The 20,251-nt window shown below is 45.3% G+C and carries 20 protein-coding genes; 11 read left to right on the top strand and 9 right to left on the bottom strand.

Annotated elements, in window-relative coordinates; all coding sequences use genetic code 11:
* The first annotated feature begins 123 nt into the window (after nt 1-123).
* Both EDC63_RS05875 and EDC63_RS05870 read left to right on the top strand, forming a co-directional pair.
* A complete protein-coding gene (locus EDC63_RS05875) occupies nt 124-852 on the top strand; it encodes a DUF3530 family protein (protein ID WP_124945927.1) in 729 nt (242 codons plus the stop codon).
* 164 nt (nt 853-1,016) lie between these two features.
* Nucleotides 1,017-2,048, top strand: a complete 1,032-nt coding sequence (locus EDC63_RS05870; protein ID WP_124945928.1) for a hypothetical protein — start codon at nt 1,017-1,019, stop codon at nt 2,046-2,048.
* A 62-nt stretch (nt 2,049-2,110) separates the two neighbouring features.
* Here the strand turns inward: EDC63_RS05870 and EDC63_RS05865 are convergent, their stop codons facing one another.
* Both EDC63_RS05865 and merB read right to left on the bottom strand, forming a co-directional pair.
* The gene (locus tag EDC63_RS05865; RefSeq protein ID WP_165922922.1) at nt 2,111-2,533 is read right to left on the bottom strand and encodes a DUF3617 domain-containing protein; all 423 of its coding nucleotides are present in this window, start codon (nt 2,531-2,533) and stop codon (nt 2,111-2,113) included.
* 205 nt (nt 2,534-2,738) lie between these two features.
* A complete protein-coding gene (gene merB, locus EDC63_RS05860) occupies nt 2,739-3,389 on the bottom strand; it encodes an organomercurial lyase (RefSeq protein ID WP_124945930.1) in 651 nt (216 codons plus the stop codon).
* Between the two features lie 309 nt (nt 3,390-3,698).
* On the opposite strand from merB, the gene yegD reads away from it, so the two are divergent.
* Nucleotides 3,699-5,189 (top strand): molecular chaperone, encoded by a 1,491-nt coding sequence (gene yegD, locus EDC63_RS05855; RefSeq protein WP_124945931.1) that lies wholly within the window; start codon nt 3,699-3,701, stop codon nt 5,187-5,189.
* A 39-nt stretch (nt 5,190-5,228) separates the two neighbouring features.
* Here yegD and EDC63_RS05850 read toward each other — a convergent pair whose 3' ends face one another.
* Nucleotides 5,229-5,777 carry a hypothetical protein gene (locus EDC63_RS05850; protein WP_165922921.1) on the bottom strand — a complete coding sequence of 183 codons (549 nt, stop codon included), beginning with the start codon at nt 5,775-5,777 and terminating at the stop codon, nt 5,229-5,231.
* Between the two features lie 218 nt (nt 5,778-5,995).
* Here EDC63_RS05850 and ppk2 point away from each other — a divergent pair, with 218 nt between their 5' ends.
* From ppk2 to EDC63_RS05835, 3 genes are all read left to right on the top strand, one after another.
* On the top strand, nt 5,996-7,192 hold the full coding sequence (gene ppk2 / locus EDC63_RS05845; RefSeq protein WP_124945933.1) for a polyphosphate kinase 2: 1,197 nt from the start codon (nt 5,996-5,998) through the stop codon (nt 7,190-7,192).
* A 472-nt stretch (nt 7,193-7,664) separates the two neighbouring features.
* On the top strand, nt 7,665-8,486 hold the full coding sequence (locus tag EDC63_RS05840; protein WP_165922920.1) for a type IV pili methyl-accepting chemotaxis transducer N-terminal domain-containing protein: 822 nt from the start codon (nt 7,665-7,667) through the stop codon (nt 8,484-8,486).
* A gap of 516 nt (nt 8,487-9,002) precedes the next feature.
* Nucleotides 9,003-11,051 carry an Ig-like domain-containing protein gene (locus EDC63_RS05835; protein WP_189836499.1) on the top strand — a complete coding sequence of 683 codons (2,049 nt, stop codon included), beginning with the start codon at nt 9,003-9,005 and terminating at the stop codon, nt 11,049-11,051.
* Between the two features lie 99 nt (nt 11,052-11,150).
* Here EDC63_RS05835 and EDC63_RS05830 read toward each other — a convergent pair whose 3' ends face one another.
* A complete protein-coding gene (locus EDC63_RS05830) occupies nt 11,151-11,951 on the bottom strand; it encodes a dienelactone hydrolase family protein (protein ID WP_124945935.1) in 801 nt (266 codons plus the stop codon).
* A 99-nt stretch (nt 11,952-12,050) separates the two neighbouring features.
* On the opposite strand from EDC63_RS05830, the gene EDC63_RS05825 reads away from it, so the two are divergent.
* The 4 genes from EDC63_RS05825 (at nt 12,051) to EDC63_RS05810 (ending at nt 14,757) form a co-directional block, all read left to right on the top strand.
* On the top strand, nt 12,051-13,136 hold the full coding sequence (locus EDC63_RS05825; RefSeq protein WP_124945936.1) for a calcium:proton antiporter: 1,086 nt from the start codon (nt 12,051-12,053) through the stop codon (nt 13,134-13,136).
* Between the two features lie 141 nt (nt 13,137-13,277).
* Complete coding sequence (locus EDC63_RS05820; RefSeq protein WP_124945937.1) at nt 13,278-13,856, top strand: DUF1415 domain-containing protein; 579 nt, start codon at nt 13,278-13,280, stop codon at nt 13,854-13,856.
* Entirely contained in the window at nt 13,853-14,299 is a 447-nt protein-coding gene (locus tag EDC63_RS05815; protein ID WP_223272274.1) for an MOSC domain-containing protein, read from the top strand. The genes EDC63_RS05820 and EDC63_RS05815 overlap by 4 nt, the downstream gene beginning before the upstream one ends.
* Before the next feature lie 71 nt (nt 14,300-14,370).
* Nucleotides 14,371-14,757: a glutaredoxin family protein gene (locus EDC63_RS05810; RefSeq protein ID WP_124945939.1), complete on the top strand. Its 387-nt coding sequence runs from the start codon at nt 14,371-14,373 to the stop codon at nt 14,755-14,757.
* A 63-nt stretch (nt 14,758-14,820) separates the two neighbouring features.
* Here the strand turns inward: EDC63_RS05810 and EDC63_RS05805 are convergent, their stop codons facing one another.
* Nucleotides 14,821-15,405, bottom strand: coding sequence for a bactofilin family protein (locus tag EDC63_RS05805; RefSeq protein WP_124945940.1), 585 nt, complete (start codon nt 15,403-15,405; stop codon nt 14,821-14,823).
* Between the two features lie 722 nt (nt 15,406-16,127).
* Nucleotides 16,128-16,457: a TusE/DsrC/DsvC family sulfur relay protein gene (locus EDC63_RS05800; protein ID WP_124945941.1), complete on the bottom strand. Its 330-nt coding sequence runs from the start codon at nt 16,455-16,457 to the stop codon at nt 16,128-16,130.
* 115 nt (nt 16,458-16,572) lie between these two features.
* Here EDC63_RS05800 and EDC63_RS05795 point away from each other — a divergent pair, with 115 nt between their 5' ends.
* Entirely contained in the window at nt 16,573-16,980 is a 408-nt protein-coding gene (locus tag EDC63_RS05795) for a MarR family winged helix-turn-helix transcriptional regulator (protein ID WP_124945942.1), read from the top strand.
* Nucleotides 16,981-17,346: 366 nt separating this feature from the next.
* Here the strand turns inward: EDC63_RS05795 and EDC63_RS05790 are convergent, their stop codons facing one another.
* From EDC63_RS05790 to EDC63_RS05780, 3 genes are all read right to left on the bottom strand, one after another.
* A complete protein-coding gene (locus EDC63_RS05790; protein ID WP_124945943.1) occupies nt 17,347-18,039 on the bottom strand; it encodes a hypothetical protein in 693 nt (230 codons plus the stop codon).
* Nucleotides 18,040-18,768: 729 nt separating this feature from the next.
* Nucleotides 18,769-19,011 (bottom strand): hypothetical protein, encoded by a 243-nt coding sequence (locus tag EDC63_RS05785; RefSeq protein WP_223248229.1) that lies wholly within the window; start codon nt 19,009-19,011, stop codon nt 18,769-18,771.
* Nucleotides 19,012-19,227: 216 nt separating this feature from the next.
* Entirely contained in the window at nt 19,228-20,151 is a 924-nt protein-coding gene (locus EDC63_RS05780) for a histone deacetylase family protein (protein WP_124945944.1), read from the bottom strand.
* Between the last annotated feature and the right edge of the window lie 100 nt (nt 20,152-20,251).

The following is a 20,251-nucleotide window of genomic DNA, read 5'->3' as shown; positions in this document are numbered from 1 at the left end:
TCCTGAATAAGGTTAACGTCTGTCAAAATGGTTTTAAAAAAATAAGCTTCGGTATTTCGGTATTTCGGTATAAATATGAATGATATGGTGAACTTATGGCCATTTTCAATATAAGGGAAAAAAATGCGTTACTTATTAATGATTTTGCTTGTGGCTGTAGCGAATATGGTATTTGCAGCAGACTATGTTCGTGAAAAAAAATGGGCTGATGAAATTACCCCTGGCATAGTAGTTGGTGATCCGGTCTACCTGGAGCAGAAGAATCACCACAAATTTCTGACGCTATTTACAGAAGCAAAAGACGCGAAAGTCGGCTTGATTATTGTGCATGGCACCGGCATTCATCCTGACTGGGGAATGATTGGCACTTTACGTACACAGCTTGCTGATGAGGGTTATACAACCTTGTCAGTTCAGATGCCTGTTCTTGCGGTTGATGCGAAATCAGAAGCATATAAAGCGACTTTTAAAGAAGCTGCAGAGCGTCTGCAGGTAGCAGTGGCATTCTTGAAAGCCAAGGGTTACGGGAAAGTAGCGATTGTTTCTCATAGTATGGGTTCGAAGATGGTTCAGGCTTTTCTTGTGAATAATCCGGATTCTGGCGTATCTGCCTGGGCTGCTTTAGGTATCTCGGATGTGGATAGTTTTGCTGGAATCAATATGCCTGTTCTGGATCTCTATGGTGTAAATGATTTGCCGTGGGTGTTGAAGGGTGTTAAAAAACGGGGAGAGTCACTAAAAAATAAAGTGGGGTCTACACAGTTGTCGGTACAAAAAGCTGATCATTTTTACACGAGCCATGAAGCAGAAATGGTCAACCTGGTGAAAACATTTATGGATAATTCACTTTAGCAATAGCGAGGTATGTTGCTATTTGCAATGAGCCTGACAACCATAATCTGGTTTATATGACTTGTTGCCTATTTGGGGATCAATTTTATCGCGATTGATACATCGTGTTAATTGTTTCTAAGCGAGTATTTAGCTATATTCAAAATCATATCTGGAAAAATTGAATGAAAAAAATGAATAAAGTGTCCGCCCTGCTTATGTTTGCACTGCCATTAGCATTTTTATCAGGCTGTGTTGTCAATCCCGGTCAACCAAATACGCGCATGGAAGTTGGAGGGTCTGTCGTGAATGGCGACCTGAACAGTTTTTATTTTTCGATGAGTGAGTATTATCGTGTTCCTCAGCGTGATGTAATTTATATTCATGAGCGGCGGATTCCTGATTATGATATTCCCGTGGTTTTGTTTATATCGCAGAGGGCGAGAGTGTCACCTTCTGTGATTGTTAATTTACGACTTTCCGGGAACAGCTGGATGGATATCAGTTTGCGTTATGGTATCGGCCCGGATGTTTACTATGTTCCGGTTCAGAATGTTTACGGCGCGCCATATGGTCGTGCTTATGGTTATTATCAGAACAGAAACAGGAATGAATGGAACCGGATAAGACTGGCTGACGATGACGTGGTAAATATGGTCAATTTACGCTTTATTTCAGAACGTTATGGTTATCCTCCCGAAGAAGTGATGCGGATGCGTTCGTCGGGCAGGAATTTTGTGACTATCCACGATGAGGCGCGACGAAGCAAAGGTAGTGGGGATTATCGCCAACAGGATCGTAAAGAGTCTCGGGAACCTGTGATCAAGCAGGAAAGGCGCGAGCAGGAATATCGTCAGCAAGATCAAAGAAGGGATGCAAGAGAACCCGTAATGCAACCGGAGCGGCGGGATCAGGAGTACCGCCAACAAGATCGCAGGGAAATGCGTGAGCCTGTGATGCAACAGGAAAGACAGGAGCGGGATTACCGTCAGCAAGATCGCAGAGATACCCATGAACCCGTGATGCAACAGGGACGCCAGCAGAAAGAAATGCGCCAACAGGATCGTCAGGAAACACGTGAAACTGTGAAACAGCAAGACAAGCAGAAGAAGGAAACTCGCCAGAAGGGACGTAATAATGATGAGGGCGACACTGATAAACAGGATAAAAAAGGGAAGGGTGCCTTTCGTGGTACGGATGAAGAACGGGGCCGCTAGGTAGTATTAAAATCAGCGAGATTATTGGGAGGATTCAAAATCTCGCTGAAGCTTGGTTTAAATTACTTGCAGTCACCAATGCGCTTCCCGCTCATGCGCTGCGTGATATCCATTTTCCCTTGGCCTTTGATGTTTGAACTGATTTTGGTTTCGCCGCTAAAACTGTTTCCGCTGTAAGTAATTTTCCCCGAACTATCTGTATCACCTTCTTTGCCGCGGCACTGCATGGACCAGGTGACAGTATTGCCTTCCACTTTGGTGCTGGTCATTTTGCAGTCGTTATTTTTGTCTTTGGGTTGTGTGGTCGGCACAGCATTGCTTTTGGTCATGCACTGGGTATGTTTCATTGGTTGCATTGCTGCGGCTGGCATACCAGGCATCTCCATCTTGCTGGTGATTTCCCACATTCCGTCTTGCATATTTGGCTCGGCATTGGCGGCGGTGCTGAGGAATCCAAGTAGTAGCAACAGCAAAGTTTTCTTCATGGTTATGCTCTCCTGATTGAGGTTTAGTTTCGCTCCGGGCACAGAATTGAAAAGCATGCTGATGAAGCCAAAATTTTACTGTTATCAGCGTATTAGGTGTACGGAGCTAAATAACATTAGCGTAAGCTCACTTGAAACGCAAATTGGTTTGGTATCTGTTGAAATAGTCTCGAGAATACCGTGTAATTGATTGTGTTTAACAATATTACACTGCAACATCCTGGAGCAGTTTTCGCTGGAATGAATAAAAAGTGTTGGCGACAACAGTGGCTTCATCCAGCGTCAGGGTTTGTTGCAGCGTGCCCGCGTGTTCAGGCAGCACAAAACGAATGCCGGGTGCGAGATCAAAAGTATAGCGGGTAATGCTGTTCGCTACTTTTTGAAAGGCGACAACAGCTACGTTGCTCTCATCCATGCGTATTTTACCTTCTTGTGTAAGGGAAAAATGAATTGGCTGCCCGCTCATGGCGCACAGAGTTTCAACTGTAGCTGCTGTATTCAGCATTCGGGGAAGCGCAAGCGCATCCAGTGCAGAAAGAACGTGTAAGGTTTCATGCGGGAAGTGAACCTGAATATCGGTTTTAACAACATTGAAAGGTGGGCAGCCAATCTGATCATTAACAATGAATATCGCATCCAGTGCCGTAAGCTCATCCAGGGAATCACGATCAAAACCTTCGGTCAAAGGAGCGGTTCCAGTTTGGAGCCAGCGTAAAAGCACGGCAAGATAGGTTTCGCGTGTGTCGTCGCAGGCCTCGTTTTTGATCCGGCGTTCCAAAGGGTAAGCGCGTTGAATCCCTGTCAGTGCAGCCAGCACACGTTGAGTATCAGCGGTAGCCTGGGGTTTTGTAGTCAATTTTCAAATCCTGCCTATCGTGGGTGAATATTTATTTATCGGTAAGCCTGTAAGCATACCAATTGTGCGGCATTGTGTCTCCGTTTCTAAGTCAAATATGCCGGCAAACATTCCATTTTTATGGTTTGTTCTACGTGGGTTTTCAGTTATCCTAGTAGCCTGTGTGATCTATCAATTTGCTTATTATTTAATGTATCCAGCTAATCCAGTCATGCCATTGATGATGAAACGGCGTCGAGTGAACAGAAAAGCCGATGCAAACTCAATGCGTAAAGAATCAAAAGTCTGTTAACCCTCTATTCAGTCCCTATGAAAACTATCGCTATCGATTACGGCACGTCCAATTGTGCTGCTTCTTTTGTTAATGGGGGGGAACCTTCGCTGGTTGAGCTTGAACCGGGCAGCGGTTTGCTACCCTCAGTACTTTGGGTGCCACGTTCGCCTATTCGCAACCTTGTAGTGCCGCAGGGTGAAGTTGAAAAAGTAGCTGAATTGTTACGAGCCGAGCAAGCTGAAATCCAAAAAAAAAGGCTGGAACAGGAGGTGCTTGTCGGAAAGCCGATCAATCCGTCCGGCCTGGAAAAACTAAGCAGTGAGTCTGTCCTGAAAATGGCGTGGGATAGCGCTCGCCGGGATGCTATGCAACAAGTTGCGGAAGAGAATAAATCCGAAGACTTAAGTGCGCAGCTTATACGCTCGTCTGAAGTTTTACTGGGTACTGAAGCGATCCGTATGCACATGGATGACCCGAGTCTGGGCTATTTGATCAAATCACCTAAAAACTTTTTAGCCGTTGATCTTTTTCCTGAGCAAATCGAGTTTTTTGTGGCCATTACAGCTGTTTTTTTACGCTATCTCAAGCAAACTGCAGAAAAAGCGCTGGGGGTGGAGGCTGATTTTGTAGTGCTGGGACGACCAGTTAAATATCACGGAGCTGGCGAATTTGAACCAGGAGCGTTGGAGATTATGCGCCGTGCGGCTGGGGAGGCAGGGATAAATAATTTCGTTTTTGAATATGAACCGATTGCGGCTGCAGTGGCTTACGAGCACCAGCTGGCAGAAAATAAACGGGTTCTGGTGCTGGATGCAGGAGGAGGAACGACAGACGTTACATTAATGCAGTTAGGTCCTGACAGAAAATTGAAGGCAGAGCGTAAAGCCGATATTCTCAGTACATCCGGTGAGCGGTTGGGTGGGACAGATCTGGATGTGGCTTTTGCAAAGCAGTTTTTTGGCCGGGCTTTTGGCATAGGCATAATGACGAAAACAGGTTTGCCTATCCCCAAAAGCGGTATTCTGGATGCGCTTACTATTACAGATATACCGGCCCAGACACGTTTTTATGGTCGTGCGATGGCAGTGGAACTGAATGAGTACTTGCGTGATGCCGTGGATAAGGAACCAATCAAGCGGCTGATCGAGATGAAAGAAAATCATCTGGCCATGCGCGTAAACCGAAGTGCTGAACTAGGTAAAATTGCCTTGTCAGATGATGAGCAGGTAACTATTTCGCTGGATTACTTTGATAATCCGCTGGATATTCCTGTGGGCAGGCCAGAGCTGGAGCTGAATATGACTCTGTATATTGAGAAAATTGTTTTATTGATGAGCGATGCATGCAGTCAGGTTGGAGTGGAACCTGATGAAATATTTATAACTGGCGGTACATCCAAAATTCCACTGATGAACCGAATGGTGCGCGCGCGTTTTCCGGGCGTAGCAATTATTTCTGGTGATAATTTTGGTAGTGTGGCAAAGGGGCTGGCAATACGGGCTGAAACAATTGCCAGTGCATTTTAGATTGTCACTGGTATCGAGTCTATTCTTAATATTGGCTTGCTATGCAGATAAGATGGCTAAAATTCCTGCTGCAAGAAAGGCGATCCCGGTAAAGATAATTGTCATATTCGGCTGTTTCGTATTTGCACGTACCTGAACATCGGCTTTGAGGATTTGCATTTCAGTTTCACCTTCCACGGCAATTTTTAGCTGATATGTTCCTGTCTGATTGACTTTAAACAAAGGCAATGCCTCTTGAAAAGACACCGAAGGGGTTGAATCAACAGCCGGAGAAATGCTACTGAAGTGAATATCTACAAGTACGTTGGTGCCATCTGAGACAATGGCGTGATATTTGTTTTTCGGCGGGTTACTGCTCAGTATTAAAGGCCCATGAGATGCATCAATGCGTATGATAAGTCCTACATCATTCATTTCTGGAGCAAGTTGCAATTGAATAGGGTCAAAAAGCAGTTTGCCTGACTTTTGTTGGAAGGACACTGTTTGGGTTGCCACAATTTCACCAGTAAAAAATCGGACATAAGTATAGTAAGCAGGCCCAATAATCAGCCCCGCAATTAGAAAGATGACGCCGATTGGAGTATTCATGATGTTGGTTTTCCCGACAAGGTTCGTAACGCGCAGATAAGGTTTAAGCATACCTGATTCTTGAAATTGAGTAGATAGGAACGTCAGGTTGCTGGATTGATTGTTTACAAATCAATTTGATAGCGCGACAATATATAATTGTATACATCGTTATCCTGAATTCAATAATAACCCTGTTCTTATTTGCCTGTTTTACGGCGTTAAAAAAAGGAAAATGTATGGCTAGCAGACCCACTAAGACGATTGAAAAGGCCACTAAAACAAAGACTGCTCGTGCTGCTGCCCCTGTAGTAAAACGAAAATCAGCGCCGCGCACTCGGGCTGCTAAAGCGGGTGATATTGCACCTTCATCCAGAGCCAAAGAAATTAAAAAATTCGCCGTTTCAAAGGCAGTAGATGCTGCGCAGGAATCCAAAATTGTTGCAGTGAAAGATATTCTGGCCGTTTCTGCATTGGGTGATACACAGGCACTGGCAAAGTCGCTGGAAGCGATCATGGCTGGCGCATCTCCGGATGATGCTGCAGTGCTGAGAAACGCGCTGTTAAAGAAAGATGCCCCGCACAGTAAAAACCGATCGGTCCGACCCGATGATGCGCTTTCAGCTGACTGGCGAGACGGGGGGTATCCTTACAAGAATCTGATGTCCCGCAAGACTTACGAAGAACAGAAGTATCATTTGCAGGTGGAATTACTCAAATTACAGGCATGGGTAAAGGAAACCGGCCAGCGCGTGGTCATTTTGTTTGAAGGGCGAGATGCTGCAGGTAAGGGAGGTGCGATCAAGCGTTTTATGGAACATTTGAATCCTCGGGGTGCACACGTAGTGGCTTTGGAAAAGCCAACTGAAACGGAACGTGGGCAGTGGTATATGCAACGTTATGTGCAGCATTTGCCGACTTCTGGTGAGATCGTGCTGTTTGACCGCTCCTGGTACAACCGTGCTGGTGTAGAACGGGTGATGGGCTTTTGCAAGCAAGATGAGTACGTTGAATTTATGCGCCAGGCGCCCCAGTTTGAACGTGACCTGACCAATAGTGGAATCCATCTGATCAAATTCTGGTTTTCTGTCAGCAGGAAGGAGCAGCGCAGGCGTTTTAAAGAACGCGAGTCTCATCCGCTTAAACAGTGGAAACTGAGCCCGATTGATCTGGCTTCTCTTGATAAATGGGAAGAGTACACGAAGGCCAAGGAAGCGATGTTTTTTTACACAGACACTGCAGATGCGCCATGGACGGTGATTAAATCGGATTGTAAGAAACGTGCACGACTGAACGCCATGCGCTATGTTTTGCACAGCCTGCCCTATAAGGGAAAGGATATAGATAGCATTGGCCCCTTGGATCCGTTGCTTGTTGGGCGTGCTCATGTTGTTTATGAGCGTGGTGAGAAAATGGGGGGTGAACCGATTCTTTGATGCGTTAATGTGTTGGCTCAATAGCAACTTTCTTTGCTAGGGCTTCATCAGAAAATCAATACAAACTAGATAACTCCGGAATAAATATTTAACCTTGGGTTATTTTTTTAAATTGCGAATTTTATTTTGTGTTGCTTCGAATCGCTTGATATATTAAGAAGAGAAGACATATATTGCTGTTCGTGAACTGTTGTTATTAGGTTGTATGAAAGGTTCGAAACAGTTTTTTGGGTTGAGAGCGAGATACTTGAACCAGAATTGCACTAGTTAGCAAAACCTACACTGTGTAGCGTACAAGGCCTTCAAAGTTTGCAACATACTTCGCAGGTCATGAAAACGTTATGCGCCATGAAACTATATCTTGTGTTATTGGAGAATTATGAGCATTCTTCCCACAATCTCAATCATTACGGCGCATATTTTCTCTCTCGCAGTTTCATTACGTGATCCCATGAAGAAGTTCAAGAGCAGAATGCTACTCTGCTCTTGGTCCCTCATGGCGGGACTGGTGTTTACAGTGCTGCCATTGAATGTGAATGCTGATTCACAATCGGTTTCCAGTATGGATATGGATATCACGACCGCAGTGAACCTTTCGGGACGTCAGCGTATGCTGTCTCAACGCATGGTGAAGGCTTACCTCATGCTGGGGCAAGGCATCGCAACCGATGATGCCCGGACTATTCTCCAGAAGTCAGTTGATCAATTTGAATTTCAGCTTGCCAAATTAAAAACATTTCAGCCGACCCCGAAGGTGCGAAGTACGCTCGCTACCCTGGATTTTGAATGGGCAAAATTTAAACCGCTGATTAGTGCTACACCCAGCAAGACAGGTGCCATTGCTCTCTATGATGCCAACGAGGCGCTCCAGAATGCAGCGCACAATGTTACGTTGGCCTACGATGATGTCACCATCGAGCCCCTCGATCATCTGGTCAATCTCGCTGGACGCGAGCGTATGCTCTCGCAGCGTACGGCCAAGTTCTTCTTGTACCGGACATGGGATCTCTATCTTGAACCGGCGGATATGGAAATGCACCTCAGCCGCGCGCACTTCACAGCAGTGTTGATTCAAATCGAAAGTTCACCCCGCGCGACAACTCAGATCAAGAAACTCGTGGCGAAAATCCGCAGCGAGTGGGAACCGTATAAAGAAGCGCTGCTTATAAGCCGAGAGCCCGAAAAGATGCGCAGCAATTCAAAACGCGTAGCCGAACTAAGCGAACAGCTGCTCGCAAGCACCGAGGAGCTGGTAACGCTCATCGTGGATCAAGCAAAAAAGCGTCACAATTAAAGTGTTTTTTCTTCGGTGCGGGTAGTTGTGGGCTGTTTTATTTAAAATTTTGAACGTCACCTCAATGCTTGTTTCCTTTCCTGCCACTGCATGGCTAAGGTCTTTTTATCTGCAGAATTTGAATGTTATGGCGCGAAGTAATACGGCCAGGTAGGTTTTACATACGAACAAAAACAGAGGCCTATGTGTCGCTGTTTTTTGGTGGGTTTGTTCTTTATGTAGCTGGTTGTAGTGAAGCTTGAAGGCTTGCAAACTGGCGATAATGCGAATGCCGGCTGACATGCAAAACGCTCATTCAAAAATTTTGGATCGCATTTTTATATTCTTAAAATCAGTATGTACATTGCTTTATTCTTAGTAAAAATTTAGACAGAAAAATATATTAATTAACATTTTCAATTGCTTAAATAATTTTCAATAATTACCACTATTTAATCATTGTTATTTAATTTGGGTGCTATAGTTTAAATGAAAATGACCAAATCATATCGTAAGTGGATTGTTGGAGGTAGGTAAATGAGAATGTGTATATTGTATTTATTGACGCTTGTTTCAGCGTTGTTTTTCTCGATTTTTGCAGGTTATGCCAATGCAGAAATTGAATTGTCCCCTAATTCAGTTGAAATCAATGTGGGGGCGACAGCACTGGTTAACGTTTCAAAGGCTTCTGGCAGGATATCGGTGAGTTCTTCCCAATCGGCCATCGCTACCGCCTCTTATAGCAGTGGCCGAGTAACGATCAAAGGTGTGGCTTCAGGGGCTGCTGTTGTAACGGTTAAAGATCGATACTCCAGTGCGAAAGTTGAAGTGAAAGTGCTTGCTGGCAGCGGCACTCCTACAACGGGAACAACATCGGGGGCCGGATATACCCTTGTTGCATGGAATGATCTGGGCATGCATTGCGTAGATGGCAATGATTATTCCATTTTTTCAATCCTGCCACCTTACAACAACCTGCAAGCGCATCTGGTAAATAAGGGAACGGGAAAAATAGTCACCAGCGGTGTGTCGGTGACTTATCAGTCCGTAGCTGACAGCACTGGTTCGATCAATACAATCAGTTCAACCAAAACTAATTTTTGGCAATATGTATTGGCTTTATTTGGGGCTTCCCCTGCGCCAGACGTAGGACTGACAGGCAATAAAACACCTTCCAATACTCCCTCCTTGATGAAACTCAACACAGCAGCACAACGTTTTGAGGCGGATGGTATACCGATTACGCCAGTTGATGATGCTCGTCGCAAGAATTTTTACCCGATGGTAAAACTTGTAGCAAAAGATGGCACCGGGAAAGTGCTCGCAACAACGCAGACCGTATTGCCGGTAAGCGACGAAATGAATTGTGCAGCTTGTCATCGTTCTACGACCGATACGTCAACATTGGCCAATGCCGCGAAGCCGAGCAGTGGTTGGGTATTTGATGGTGTGCTGGAGAAAGACTGGAAAAAGAATATCTTGAAATTGCACGATGAAAAGCAGCTATCAAACCCTGTTTTTGTAAATGCATTGGCAAGTAAAGGCTTTAGTAATACCGGGCTTTATAATACGGCTATGAGCGGGAAACCGGTGCTGTGCGCAACATGTCACTCGTCTAACGCCCTTCCTGGTACTGGTGTGGCAGGCATTAAATCATTGACCCAGGCGCTTCACAGTCAGCATGCCAGTGTTATCGATCCTGTAAGCAAACTATCGTTAAATGATGCCAATAATCGCGGTACTTGTTACTTGTGTCACCCTGGTGCTGTCACCCAATGCTTGCGTGGCGCAATGGGCAAAGCAGTAGACGCAAGTGGAAATCCGTTGATGACCTGTCAGAGCTGTCATGGCAGTATGAAGATTGTTGGTAGTGCGAATCGCGTAGGCTGGTTGCAAGAACCAAATTGCCAGGCTTGTCATCACGACAGCAAGCGTGATCTCGTTGCGATCGATCAGCAATATGGCACGATATTCACACCGTCAGATCAGCGTTTTGCAACGAACCCTAATGTACCATCGGCAGGATTCAGCCTTTATCGCCTCAGCAAGGGACATGGTGGTTTGAATTGCGAATCCTGTCACGGTCCTACCCATGCAATCAACCCAAGTGCCGAAATTAATGACAATGTTCAAAGCATTGCACTTCAAGGTCATGCAGGCACAGTTGCAGAATGCTCGGTCTGTCATGCCAGCGTACCGCTAACAAAAGATGGTGGGCCGCATGGTATGCATACTATAGGGAATGCTTGGGTCTCCTCTCATGGTGATACAGTTGAGCATTCAAGTGCATCGTCATGTGCTTATTGTCATGGCGCAGACTTTAAAGGTTCAGCTTTAAGTGAACTCAAAGTGGCGAAGACTTTCAATGTTGAGGGTGGGGTGAAAAACTTCGCTGCCGGGCATAAGGTGAGTTGTTACGATTGCCATAATGGCCCTGGAGATAGGGTGGCGAGTAATTTGCTTCAGTTTACTGCTAAGTCACAATTGGCAGCGAAACAAAAAACCGGAAACGCTAACGTATCATGGAATATATTGAAGTATCTTCATGAAAAACCCGAAGCTAAAATGGGAATTGCTAAACAATAATAGGTTTCAGGTTAATGTGAATTTGTGTTTGGTGTGTTTTTAATGAGAGAAGGGCTGACATCTGTAAGCCCTTCTCTCATTTGTGGTTGATTAATTGTCTCAGTGCTTTGCTGCAAAGATCTCCTTCAGGAAGGCCTCGGTTTTTGTCCATGAATCTTTATCAGCTTCAGCGTTGTAAGCAAGGGGCATATTAAACTTCTTGCCATACTCATCTGCTGCTGGATTGGTAAAGCTGTGTTTGACACCCGGGTAGCTGACCACTTGATAGTTTGCCCCGGCTTTGTCCATTTCCAGTTTGAAGGCTTCTACCAGCGATGGAGGTGCCATGGGGTCATCGGCTCCGGTAAATACTTTGATTTTGGCATGAATACTCCCCGGCTTGGCTGGATGTTCAGTACCGAGGCTGCCATGGAAGCTGGCTACACCAGCTAGCGGTTCACCTTCACGTGCCATAGCTAAAACAACGCCACCGCCAAAGCAATACCCGATCGCAGCAATCTCATCGGGGTTTACTGTTTTATCAGCTTTAAGGGTATTCATGCCGGCCTCAAAGCGGGCGCGCGCAGAGTCCAGGTTTTTGCTGACTTCGGTGGCAAACTTGCCTGCATCATCTGGATGGTTTGCTTGTTTACCATCGCCATACATGTCAACAGCAAGCGCTGTGTAGCCCATTTTAGCCAGCATGTCCGCCCGCTTTCTGGCGTAATCGTTATGGCCCCACCATTCGTGTACGACAATCACGCCCGGTCGCTTCCCTTTGAACTTATCGTCGTAAGCGATATACCCTTTCATGTTGATGCCGTCACCCTTATAAGCAATTTCTTTGCCTTGAATTTTTGCCAGTGCTGGTTGCGTAGCCATAAACCCTGTCGCGAGCAGGAGCAGAATAATTTTGCGCATTTCTTTTATCTCCTCAAAATTTTCATTATAGGTCACGATTTGGCGAACCATTACAAGTGTCTGTATGATTGTTGGCTCGATATTCTGGAGTGCTGATGCATGGCAATATTACCCTTTGCGATGATGAAAAAAGATAAAGCCCTGGTGGTTGCTGCTGTGCTGGCAGGTGTTTTCTTTTATCTTGAGCATTCTATTTTGGCTGAGGAGCAATTGGCTGCATGGGCAGCATTTGCTGTGCTAATGGGTGGAATTATCGCATTGTCGATGCGAGTGGCCAGGCATGCTGAGGTGCTTGCGCATAGGCTGGGTGAACCTTACGGCACAATGATATTGACGTTTGCCGCGGTGCTGGTCGAAGTGATCATGCTGGTCATTATCATGTTGAATTCTGATGTGCCTACTATGGCAAGGGATACGGTATATTCAGCCGTAATGCTGGATATTAACGGTATTTTGGGGCTGGCAGCGATCATTGGCGGCATTCGTCATGGAGAGCAGGCATACAATCTGGACAGTTCCAACACGTATATGGCCATGTTGTTCGTAGCCATCGGCATTTCAATGTTTGTGCCGGAATTCATTCCTGTGGAGTCTTGGCGCGCTTATTCAGTCTTTACTGTGTTGATAATTCTGGTCTTGTATTTTGCATTTTTGCGAATTCAGACGGTGGAGCATCGCGGCTTCTTTGAATATGAATATGAAGAAATGCACGATGAATACGAAAAATCTTCCCGTGCTACGCAATACCATGTTGCTGCGCTTTCATTAAGTGTGGTGATGATTGGGGTGCTGTCAGAGTTGCTCGCAGTATTTATGGAAGAGGGTATGCGGGGCAGTGGACTACCATTGGCTATTCCGGCTGTTTTGGTGGCAACTGTTTCAGCCGGGCCTGAGATTTTAACGGCGATGCGTGCAGCGCTGGGTGATCGCATGCAGACAGTGATTAATATTGCATTGGGCGCATCACTGGCCACAGTGCTGCTCACTGTCCCAGTGATTGAAGGCATCGCGCTGATGACGGGGCAACGTATTGAAATGGCCATGACTCCTATTCAGACGGCAATGACGATGCTGACCTTGCTTGCTGCTTTTATTAGCCTGCATGATGGCGAAACCAATGTGATGGAAGGCATGGTTCATTTCGCTTTGTTTATGACTTTTCTCGTCCTGGTATTTTTGGCGTAATAATAATGTGGATTTCATATGGCAGCTTCGTTCAGTATTTAGTCGTTGTCGTTTGAAATGATAGAATTGAACAAGTTATATTACGAATGCTTCATCCGATTGACGGTTGCATGCTATAACCCTTCTCGCTGATATGAATCCATGGAAAATTATTTGAATACTGCAACGGTTATTGCACGCACTCGATGCTGGATTGAGCGAGTGGTGATAGCACTGAATTTATGCCCTTTTGCCCGTAAACCTTTTATTGATGAAAAAGTGCGTTATGTGGTCAGTGAAGCAGAACAGACGGCGGTATTGCTAGAGGACTTGCATAAAGAACTGGAACTATTGCGCAATACAGATGCAGCAGAGGTGGAAACAACGGTCTTGATTCTTCCTTTTGTGTTGAACGACTTTCTGGATTATAACGATTTTTTAGGCGTGGTTGAGGTGTTGATCGACGAAGAAGGCTACGAAGGCGAATTCCAGGTGGCCAGCTTTCACCCGGATTACCAGTTCGGGGGAACCCAAGCAGAGGATGCTGAGAATTACACGAATCGCTCCCCTTATCCGGTATTACATCTCATACGTGAGGCCTCGGTAGGGAAGGCCGTTGCAGCTTACCCGCACCCGGAAGCAATTCCGGAACGCAATATTCTTACTATGGAAAAACTGGGTTCAACACAAATGCGTGCAATTCTGGACGAGTGCATGAAAATAGAGGCAGATAAGAAGTGAAATCGAAGTTATTGGGAATAGCGGTAAAACCGCAGCGCTTGCAGCCAATGCAATTACTTTCATCTGTTATTCTGAGCGTGGAACATGGCATTACAGGTGACAGCAGGGGCAAGCCCGGTCCGCGACAAGTAACACTATTATCGCAAGTGGCTTGGCAAGCTGCCTGCGATCAGTTAGGTGTAATTTTGCCGTGGACGGAACGGCGGGCTAATTTGCTGGTCGAAGATTTGCCATTAGTCGGCGCGAAGGGATCCCGGATTGTGCTGGGAGACGCCATACTGGAAATCACCGGAGAAACTGACCCTTGTTCTCGTATGAAGGCGGTGCATGAAGGGTTGTTTGATGTATTGAGCCGTGATTGGCGTGGTGGGGTGACTTGCCGGGTGTTGCAGGGAGGACTGTTGGCTTTGGATATGGAAGTAGAGTTGTCTATTAATAATTAGAAAAATCAGCTTTAGATAGATGTATGGATCACAGGTAGCTCTTTTAATTTAAAATAACGTGGAATAACAATATGAAATGGTTTGTAAGGATGTTTTTTAAAACGCTACGATTGATATTGACCCCAATAATGCTGCTCTGGGAAGTACTGAGCACGCCAAAGGGGATAGTGCGTCAACCTGAATTGCAGCAGAAGATTGATCTGCAAAGCCAGCAATTGGCACTCTATCAATTCAAGACCTGTCCTTTTTGCATCAAGGTGCGCAAGGAAATGCGTCGTTTATCATTGAATATCGAGTTGCGGGATGCGCAAAAAGACCCCCAGCACCGCGAAGCACTACTGCAGGGTGGGGGTAAGGTCAAAACGCCTTGCTTGAGAATTACTGATGAACAAGGCAAAAGCCAGTGGATGTATGAATCCGCGGATATAATTCAATACTTACAGAAGCGTTTTGCCTAGTCATCTGCCGGTTTGCCAATGCTGCAAAATACAAACCGTCAGGGTTAGTCAGTAACCCGGTCGTTATCCTCGTCGCCCACCTAGCGGAGTACGACCCAAAACAGAGGATGCATAGATATGTTCTGTTTTGGCTTTTTCCGATGGACTTGGTACTGCTTTTATCTGCTGCTCAGTAATATTCACCGTCTTGGCACTCTGTGTGCCTTTTGAAATAGCAGCAACCTCTCCTTCAATTACGCCCCCTTCCTCTATGGTTAATGCCCCATAGCGAATGGTTCCGGTGACCTTACCTGTAGAGTAAATCACCAATTGCTTGCGCGCTGTCAGTTCTCCCTCGAACGATCCCCTTATTTCAGCCACATCGATTTCAGCTTTGCCTGAAAATACCCCACCTTCAGCAATGCGGATATCACGGCTATTCATGGAAGCTTCCACCCGGCCCTCAACCACCAGAATTTCGCAATCGGTAATTTCTGACCCTTTTAGCTTGATATTAGGACCAACTGTCAGTTTATTACCTTCTTCACGAGGGGCTGGTTTTGGTGCGGGGGGAGAGGTTTCTTGACGCGCTTCCACCTGTTTTTCTACGATAGTAATAGCTTCGCTAAGGTTGTTTTTAGTGGTGGGCTGCATAAAATTTCTAAGCATGATTTATTCCTTTTAAGATTTGTGTTCCATAAAACGCCGTCAGGCTAGTCTGGTCGTTGCTTCAGTCATCAACAAAAAGTGGTTGATGTGAATTGCGTCACTTGCTACGCAGTAATATGTTCAGGGACAGGTGATGTTGCCCTGAGTTATTGTTCGTGTTCAGCTCTTTACGTTGAGAAAAAATTTACTGATAGACTAAAAATAACTGAGTCAATCGATAAACTTTTGTTGCTCAAAAAAATGCTGCCGTGATTGAAAAAAACGATATCACTTAAAACATTGCAATAAAATCGCTTTTAGAGCAGGAGATATTTACCTTCAGCAACTATCAAATCACGTATTCAGAATATAGTCGTCTATTTCATCACGGCAAATGAATAATTGTTAACCATAGGTTTTATATAGGGTATATCTGTTTTTTGAGATATATTAATTGATGCCGAATGTGGCTAAGCAAGGGCCAGTAGAAAGTTTCTGGACTCGTTGGAGGCAGGTTTTAAAAGGCTCTCTGAAACTTTTGTAATCTTTCTTTAATTCAAGATTAATTTGGTATTTTGATGTAAACAAGCTTGCAGATAGCTTGTCATGGAAGAACCAAGTAGCCTGTTTGCAGTAGATTTAGAATGAATATCGATCGCAGATGGGAAGAAATGCTTTGGTAAAACGATGTGTTTGACAGGTTGCTTAACTTGTCAGCGCACATCGTTTTGCCAGAAAAGCAATTAACCCGTACTCCATGCACGTGGACGTCTCATACCTGCAATCTTGCAAGCTTGCTTGACGTATCCATAAGGAAATAACTCAAATATCTTGTTGCGGGATTCTTTCCCCAGTCGTTCTGCCAAATGTTTTATGGCAAACCGCGCATCTGGAATGACTTGATGTTCTTCGTAATATTCACGCATAAACCGAATAACATCCCAGTGGTCATCTGATAGCTGAATATTTTCCTGACGAGCTAACTCTGCAGCCAGGGTTTCGTTCCAATCGCTAGGGTCAGTCAAATAACCCTCGGCATCTAATTCAGGCATTTCCATCATTTCTCCCATCATTCACCTCCAAAGTTCCAAAAGAAGAAGCTAATTACTGATAGTGAATTATATATCACGCTGTGATATTATCACATCATGATATATTAGCAAATATTTATTTAGGTGCATTCAGAATATGGTTAACAATACCCTTGAAAAGAGCGAGTTTGAAACGCTTTCCCACTTCCGTTATCAACTGCGACGGTTTTTGCGCGTCAGCGAGGAAATCGCCCAAACAGCCGATATCACGCATCTTCAATATCTGTTACTGCTGCATTTAAAAGGTTTTCAGGGGCGGGAATGGGCAACGGTCAGCGAACTGGCAGAAAGATTGCAATCGCAGCACCATGGTGCGGTTTCCCTTATTTCCCGTTGTGAAAAGCTGGGGTTGGTAAAACGCAAGCAAAGTAAAGCGGATCGCCGCGAAGTAGAAGTGCACCTAACGCCAAAAGGAGACGAAATAGTCGCAAAGTTGGCTCGTATGCACAAGGACGAGTTATTAAAGTTACAGGGTATCTTTCAAGTTCCTGGGTTTGCGAAGTAATTGGCTGGCTATTTATACTCTGGACAACTTCATTTTTTTAATGGTTCTGCTTCCCCTGTTCTTATGAGTCTTGTCGACCCACAAGCGAATCTCATGGCATAGTCGTCGATGGTCCGCTCATTTCCAGCATTCATTCATACAAAGCCTGTGAATCAGCAGGCCTGATTTGTGGTTATCTAGCAAAACAGCACACTGGAAAAACCACACTAGCCGTATGTAATCAAGCTTGGCGTAAAAGCAGATAGTAAAAGACCGAGCTGTTACTTTGCGAATTTTCGCTGGTCAACACCCGCGATTAAAAAAAGCCGACGGCGACGCTTTCTAAGTGTGAGCCGTAGTGATCTGCATTTTTTGCGCAGGTTGGCCTCACGGCTTCGTCTTGCGGGGATTGCCGTAAATGACCCCCATGGCGAAAAGACCGACACCAATGAGCCACGCGCCACCAGGCTCCGGCAGAGAAATTTGCGTTGCTGACCAATTCGGCAGGTTGAAAAACACCCCATCCAACGCATGCCCTTGGGCATCATGCACGACAATACTGGCTGTTCCCATATATGCATTGATTCGATCGACCGGGAGCGGAAGCATGTTATCTAGGAATGTAAGACCGGTATTCTCGTTAAGAAATAGACTAAAGTCGTAAATCGCATCACCACGAGGAATATAGCCGATCGGCGTTGGAGAAACAGACACTCCTTCCGCCAACAAATTCGACCCCCTGGATCTCCAGAACGGGCTATTGAACACAATCATTAGAATGTTTTCGTCCAGATTGCTCACCACTTGCCATTGATTGCCGCTGTCAGAACGCACGTTGAGGCTAAGCCCGACTGGCCCCCAGAACCCAGCCCAAGAGGACCGATCGGCGTTGATATCCGAGGTATCGTATGAGATGGAATACGTGAGAGTTATTGAGCCGTCCACTGGCCCAAAAAAACCTTTATGATCCGTGGTGGTACCAGCTAAACTAAAAACCATTGGCGTGGCTAAAGCCACGCTCGCGCTTAGAACGCTGACAAGACCGGCGCAAAGACTGGACACAAATGACGGCTTTAACATCTTTATCTTCCTAAAAAGTGATTGTGTTGAGGTACCTGGCAACAATCCGAAAAAAACTTGGGGCCAGGTCTAGTATTAATGCATTTTTTGCAGGAAAAGCCGTGACGTTTGCGGCATGTTTTCACGCCTCACGAGGACAATCAGGGCGTTGGATACACCAACGAAAGCACAAACGAACGTTGCACGCAGATAAGCCATTCTCTTTTCTCCCCCTAATTACACGTAAGACCCTGCACATATTTTTTTAGTTATGCCGTGTGATGCTAGCTTGGTTTAGCTGGACAAGCATTTTGCGGTGAAAGCTTAGTCCTCTGACAAAGCAAGAATCACGCCATCATAATGCAGTTTGTGGGCAATCAGGTGCTTATGGACTAATTTGTGATGCTTTAAACATATGTGTGTAAAAAATCTCGACAGGCAATAACCTATGCTGATACCAGTCTCGGTATGGATTGATATGGATTGCGTCCAATTTCATAGCATGTTGCAGCTTAATCGCTGTAAGTGATGCGTAAGATTTTCCGACAAAGGAGGTAAATGGCCGTAAGCATTTCCTGACCTTCGTTTTTGAACGGCGACCGTCTCTAATTTGGTACGAAACTGCCGCATATAAAGTTAGCCAGCTCCAACCTTGGAAAAATCTCTTAAAATTTTTAGAAAAAATTAACCGTTTGACGTTTTAACACTCATCCACAGAAAAGCTCGGAATCCGGTTTTAACTAAGCACGGTCACAATAGTTCATATGCCAACAAAAATCCCGTTATGGTCATTAATACCAGGCCCTGCATAAAAGCCAGGTCGGCAATTTTTTCATACCAGGTGTAACGTTTGTCATCGTACCCAACCCGAATGGAGAAATAAGAGAAACCCGCACTGATCATGAAAATAGCTGAGTCGAATGCGAGTAATTGGTCTACTCGACCAAGGGGCATTTTTACGCCGATTAATTTTACAATGCTGATAACGGTCATGCAGACCCCAATCATCGTTGCAGATGTGGGCAGTATGTGGGAGGAAAGATTGGTTCTCACTGTGTTGTCTCTTTCTGATAAATGTGGTGAATGTCACAGTAAGAAGACAACTGGTTTTGTGAATAGTTTCTGGTTGAATTCTGGTTTGGAAATGATGATAAGGTAATTTGATTTTGGATATTACGAGGGTATGTTCTCTGAACACTCTATTGGGTATTACAAATCACATAAGACCTTGATGTGCGCTGTAGCGCTTCTACCCAGAGCATGTAACGCATACCCCCCTTCTAATGTTGAAACAATGCGTTTTTGAGCATATTTTTCTGCTATGGTTTTGATTTGCTCTGTCACCCAGGTGTAATCCGAATCCACTAAACCGAAATTAGCCATTTCATCCTCACGGTGTGCGTCAAATCCGGCGGAAATAAAAATCATCTCTGGTTTGAAGTCATTTAATGCCGGTAGCCAGTAATGGGTGATGGCGGATTGAAATGCGTTGCTATCTGTACGCGCAGGTAAGGGCACATTGATTATGTGGTCACTTCCACTGTCTGCACCGCTATAAGGGTAAAAAGGGTGCTGAAATGTGGAGCACAGCATGATGCGGGGGTCGTCTTTGAAGATGTCTTCGGTACCATTGCCATGGTGTACATCAAAGTCTGCAATGGCGACTCGTTCTAATCCGTACTTTGCCATAGCGTGAGCAACGCCCACTGCCACATTGTTAAAAAAACAGAAGCCCATGGCGCGGTTATGCGTTGCATGGTGGCCAGGGGGGCGTACATTGCAAAAGGCGTTTTCCGCTTTGCCTGTCATCACCAGGTCTGTTCCCAGTACGGCTGCTCCGGCAGCGCGTAATGCCGCTTCCAGTGTGAATGGGTTCATGGCCGTGTCAGGGTCTATACTGGCTAATCCATGCTGCGGGGAGCTTGCTTCGATAGTGTTAATATGGTTTTCTGAATGTACGCGCGCTAGTTGTTCATGGGTTGCCAGGGGCGCTTCATGGTGTTGCAGAAAAGGAAAAATACCGGATGCGATTAACTGGTCTTCGATTGCCCGAAGCCTGGCAGGTGATTCTGGATGATCGTTCCCCATGTCATGTTTGAGGCAGGCTGGATGGGTGATAAATGCAGTTTGCACTGGTGGTTTCCTGTTGTTTTTTTATATTTAATCACAGGTGCGCGAAAAATGGCATTTTGATGCAATAAACACAAGATAAAATATTTTCAGTAGGTGTTGG

The sequence above is a fragment of the Sulfurirhabdus autotrophica genome, from assembly GCF_004346685.1.
Classification (GTDB): domain Bacteria; phylum Pseudomonadota; class Gammaproteobacteria; order Burkholderiales; family SMCO01; genus Sulfurirhabdus; species Sulfurirhabdus autotrophica.
The sequence above is the reverse complement of the archived record's forward strand: the minus strand, read 5'-3'. Positions and strand labels throughout refer to the sequence as shown.

What these genes read in the sequence shown, in the direction of transcription:
- EDC63_RS05875 (WP_124945927.1), top strand. Translation starts at nt 124, where the DNA reads ATGCGTTACTTATTAATGATTTTGCTTGTGGCTGTAGCGAATATGGTA.
- EDC63_RS05870 (WP_124945928.1), top strand. Translation starts at nt 1,017, where the DNA reads ATGAAAAAAATGAATAAAGTGTCCGCCCTGCTTATGTTTGCACTGCCA.
- EDC63_RS05865 (WP_165922922.1), bottom strand. Translation starts at nt 2,533, where the DNA reads ATGAAGAAAACTTTGCTGTTGCTACTACTTGGATTCCTCAGCACCGCC.
- yegD (WP_124945931.1), top strand. Translation starts at nt 3,699, where the DNA reads ATGAAAACTATCGCTATCGATTACGGCACGTCCAATTGTGCTGCTTCT.
- EDC63_RS05850 (WP_165922921.1), bottom strand. Translation starts at nt 5,777, where the DNA reads ATGAATACTCCAATCGGCGTCATCTTTCTAATTGCGGGGCTGATTATT.
- ppk2 (WP_124945933.1), top strand. Translation starts at nt 5,996, where the DNA reads ATGGCTAGCAGACCCACTAAGACGATTGAAAAGGCCACTAAAACAAAG.
- EDC63_RS05840 (WP_165922920.1), top strand. Translation starts at nt 7,665, where the DNA reads ATGCTACTCTGCTCTTGGTCCCTCATGGCGGGACTGGTGTTTACAGTG.
- EDC63_RS05835 (WP_189836499.1), top strand. Translation starts at nt 9,003, where the DNA reads ATGAGAATGTGTATATTGTATTTATTGACGCTTGTTTCAGCGTTGTTT.
- EDC63_RS05830 (WP_124945935.1), bottom strand. Translation starts at nt 11,951, where the DNA reads ATGCGCAAAATTATTCTGCTCCTGCTCGCGACAGGGTTTATGGCTACG.
- EDC63_RS05825 (WP_124945936.1), top strand. Translation starts at nt 12,051, where the DNA reads ATGGCAATATTACCCTTTGCGATGATGAAAAAAGATAAAGCCCTGGTG.
- EDC63_RS05820 (WP_124945937.1), top strand. Translation starts at nt 13,278, where the DNA reads ATGGAAAATTATTTGAATACTGCAACGGTTATTGCACGCACTCGATGC.
- EDC63_RS05810 (WP_124945939.1), top strand. Translation starts at nt 14,371, where the DNA reads ATGAAATGGTTTGTAAGGATGTTTTTTAAAACGCTACGATTGATATTG.
- EDC63_RS05805 (WP_124945940.1), bottom strand. Translation starts at nt 15,405, where the DNA reads ATGCTTAGAAATTTTATGCAGCCCACCACTAAAAACAACCTTAGCGAA.
- EDC63_RS05800 (WP_124945941.1), bottom strand. Translation starts at nt 16,457, where the DNA reads ATGATGGGAGAAATGATGGAAATGCCTGAATTAGATGCCGAGGGTTAT.
- EDC63_RS05795 (WP_124945942.1), top strand. Translation starts at nt 16,573, where the DNA reads ATGGTTAACAATACCCTTGAAAAGAGCGAGTTTGAAACGCTTTCCCAC.
- EDC63_RS05790 (WP_124945943.1), bottom strand. Translation starts at nt 18,039, where the DNA reads ATGTTAAAGCCGTCATTTGTGTCCAGTCTTTGCGCCGGTCTTGTCAGC.
- EDC63_RS05785 (WP_223248229.1), bottom strand. Translation starts at nt 19,011, where the DNA reads ATGACCGTTATCAGCATTGTAAAATTAATCGGCGTAAAAATGCCCCTT.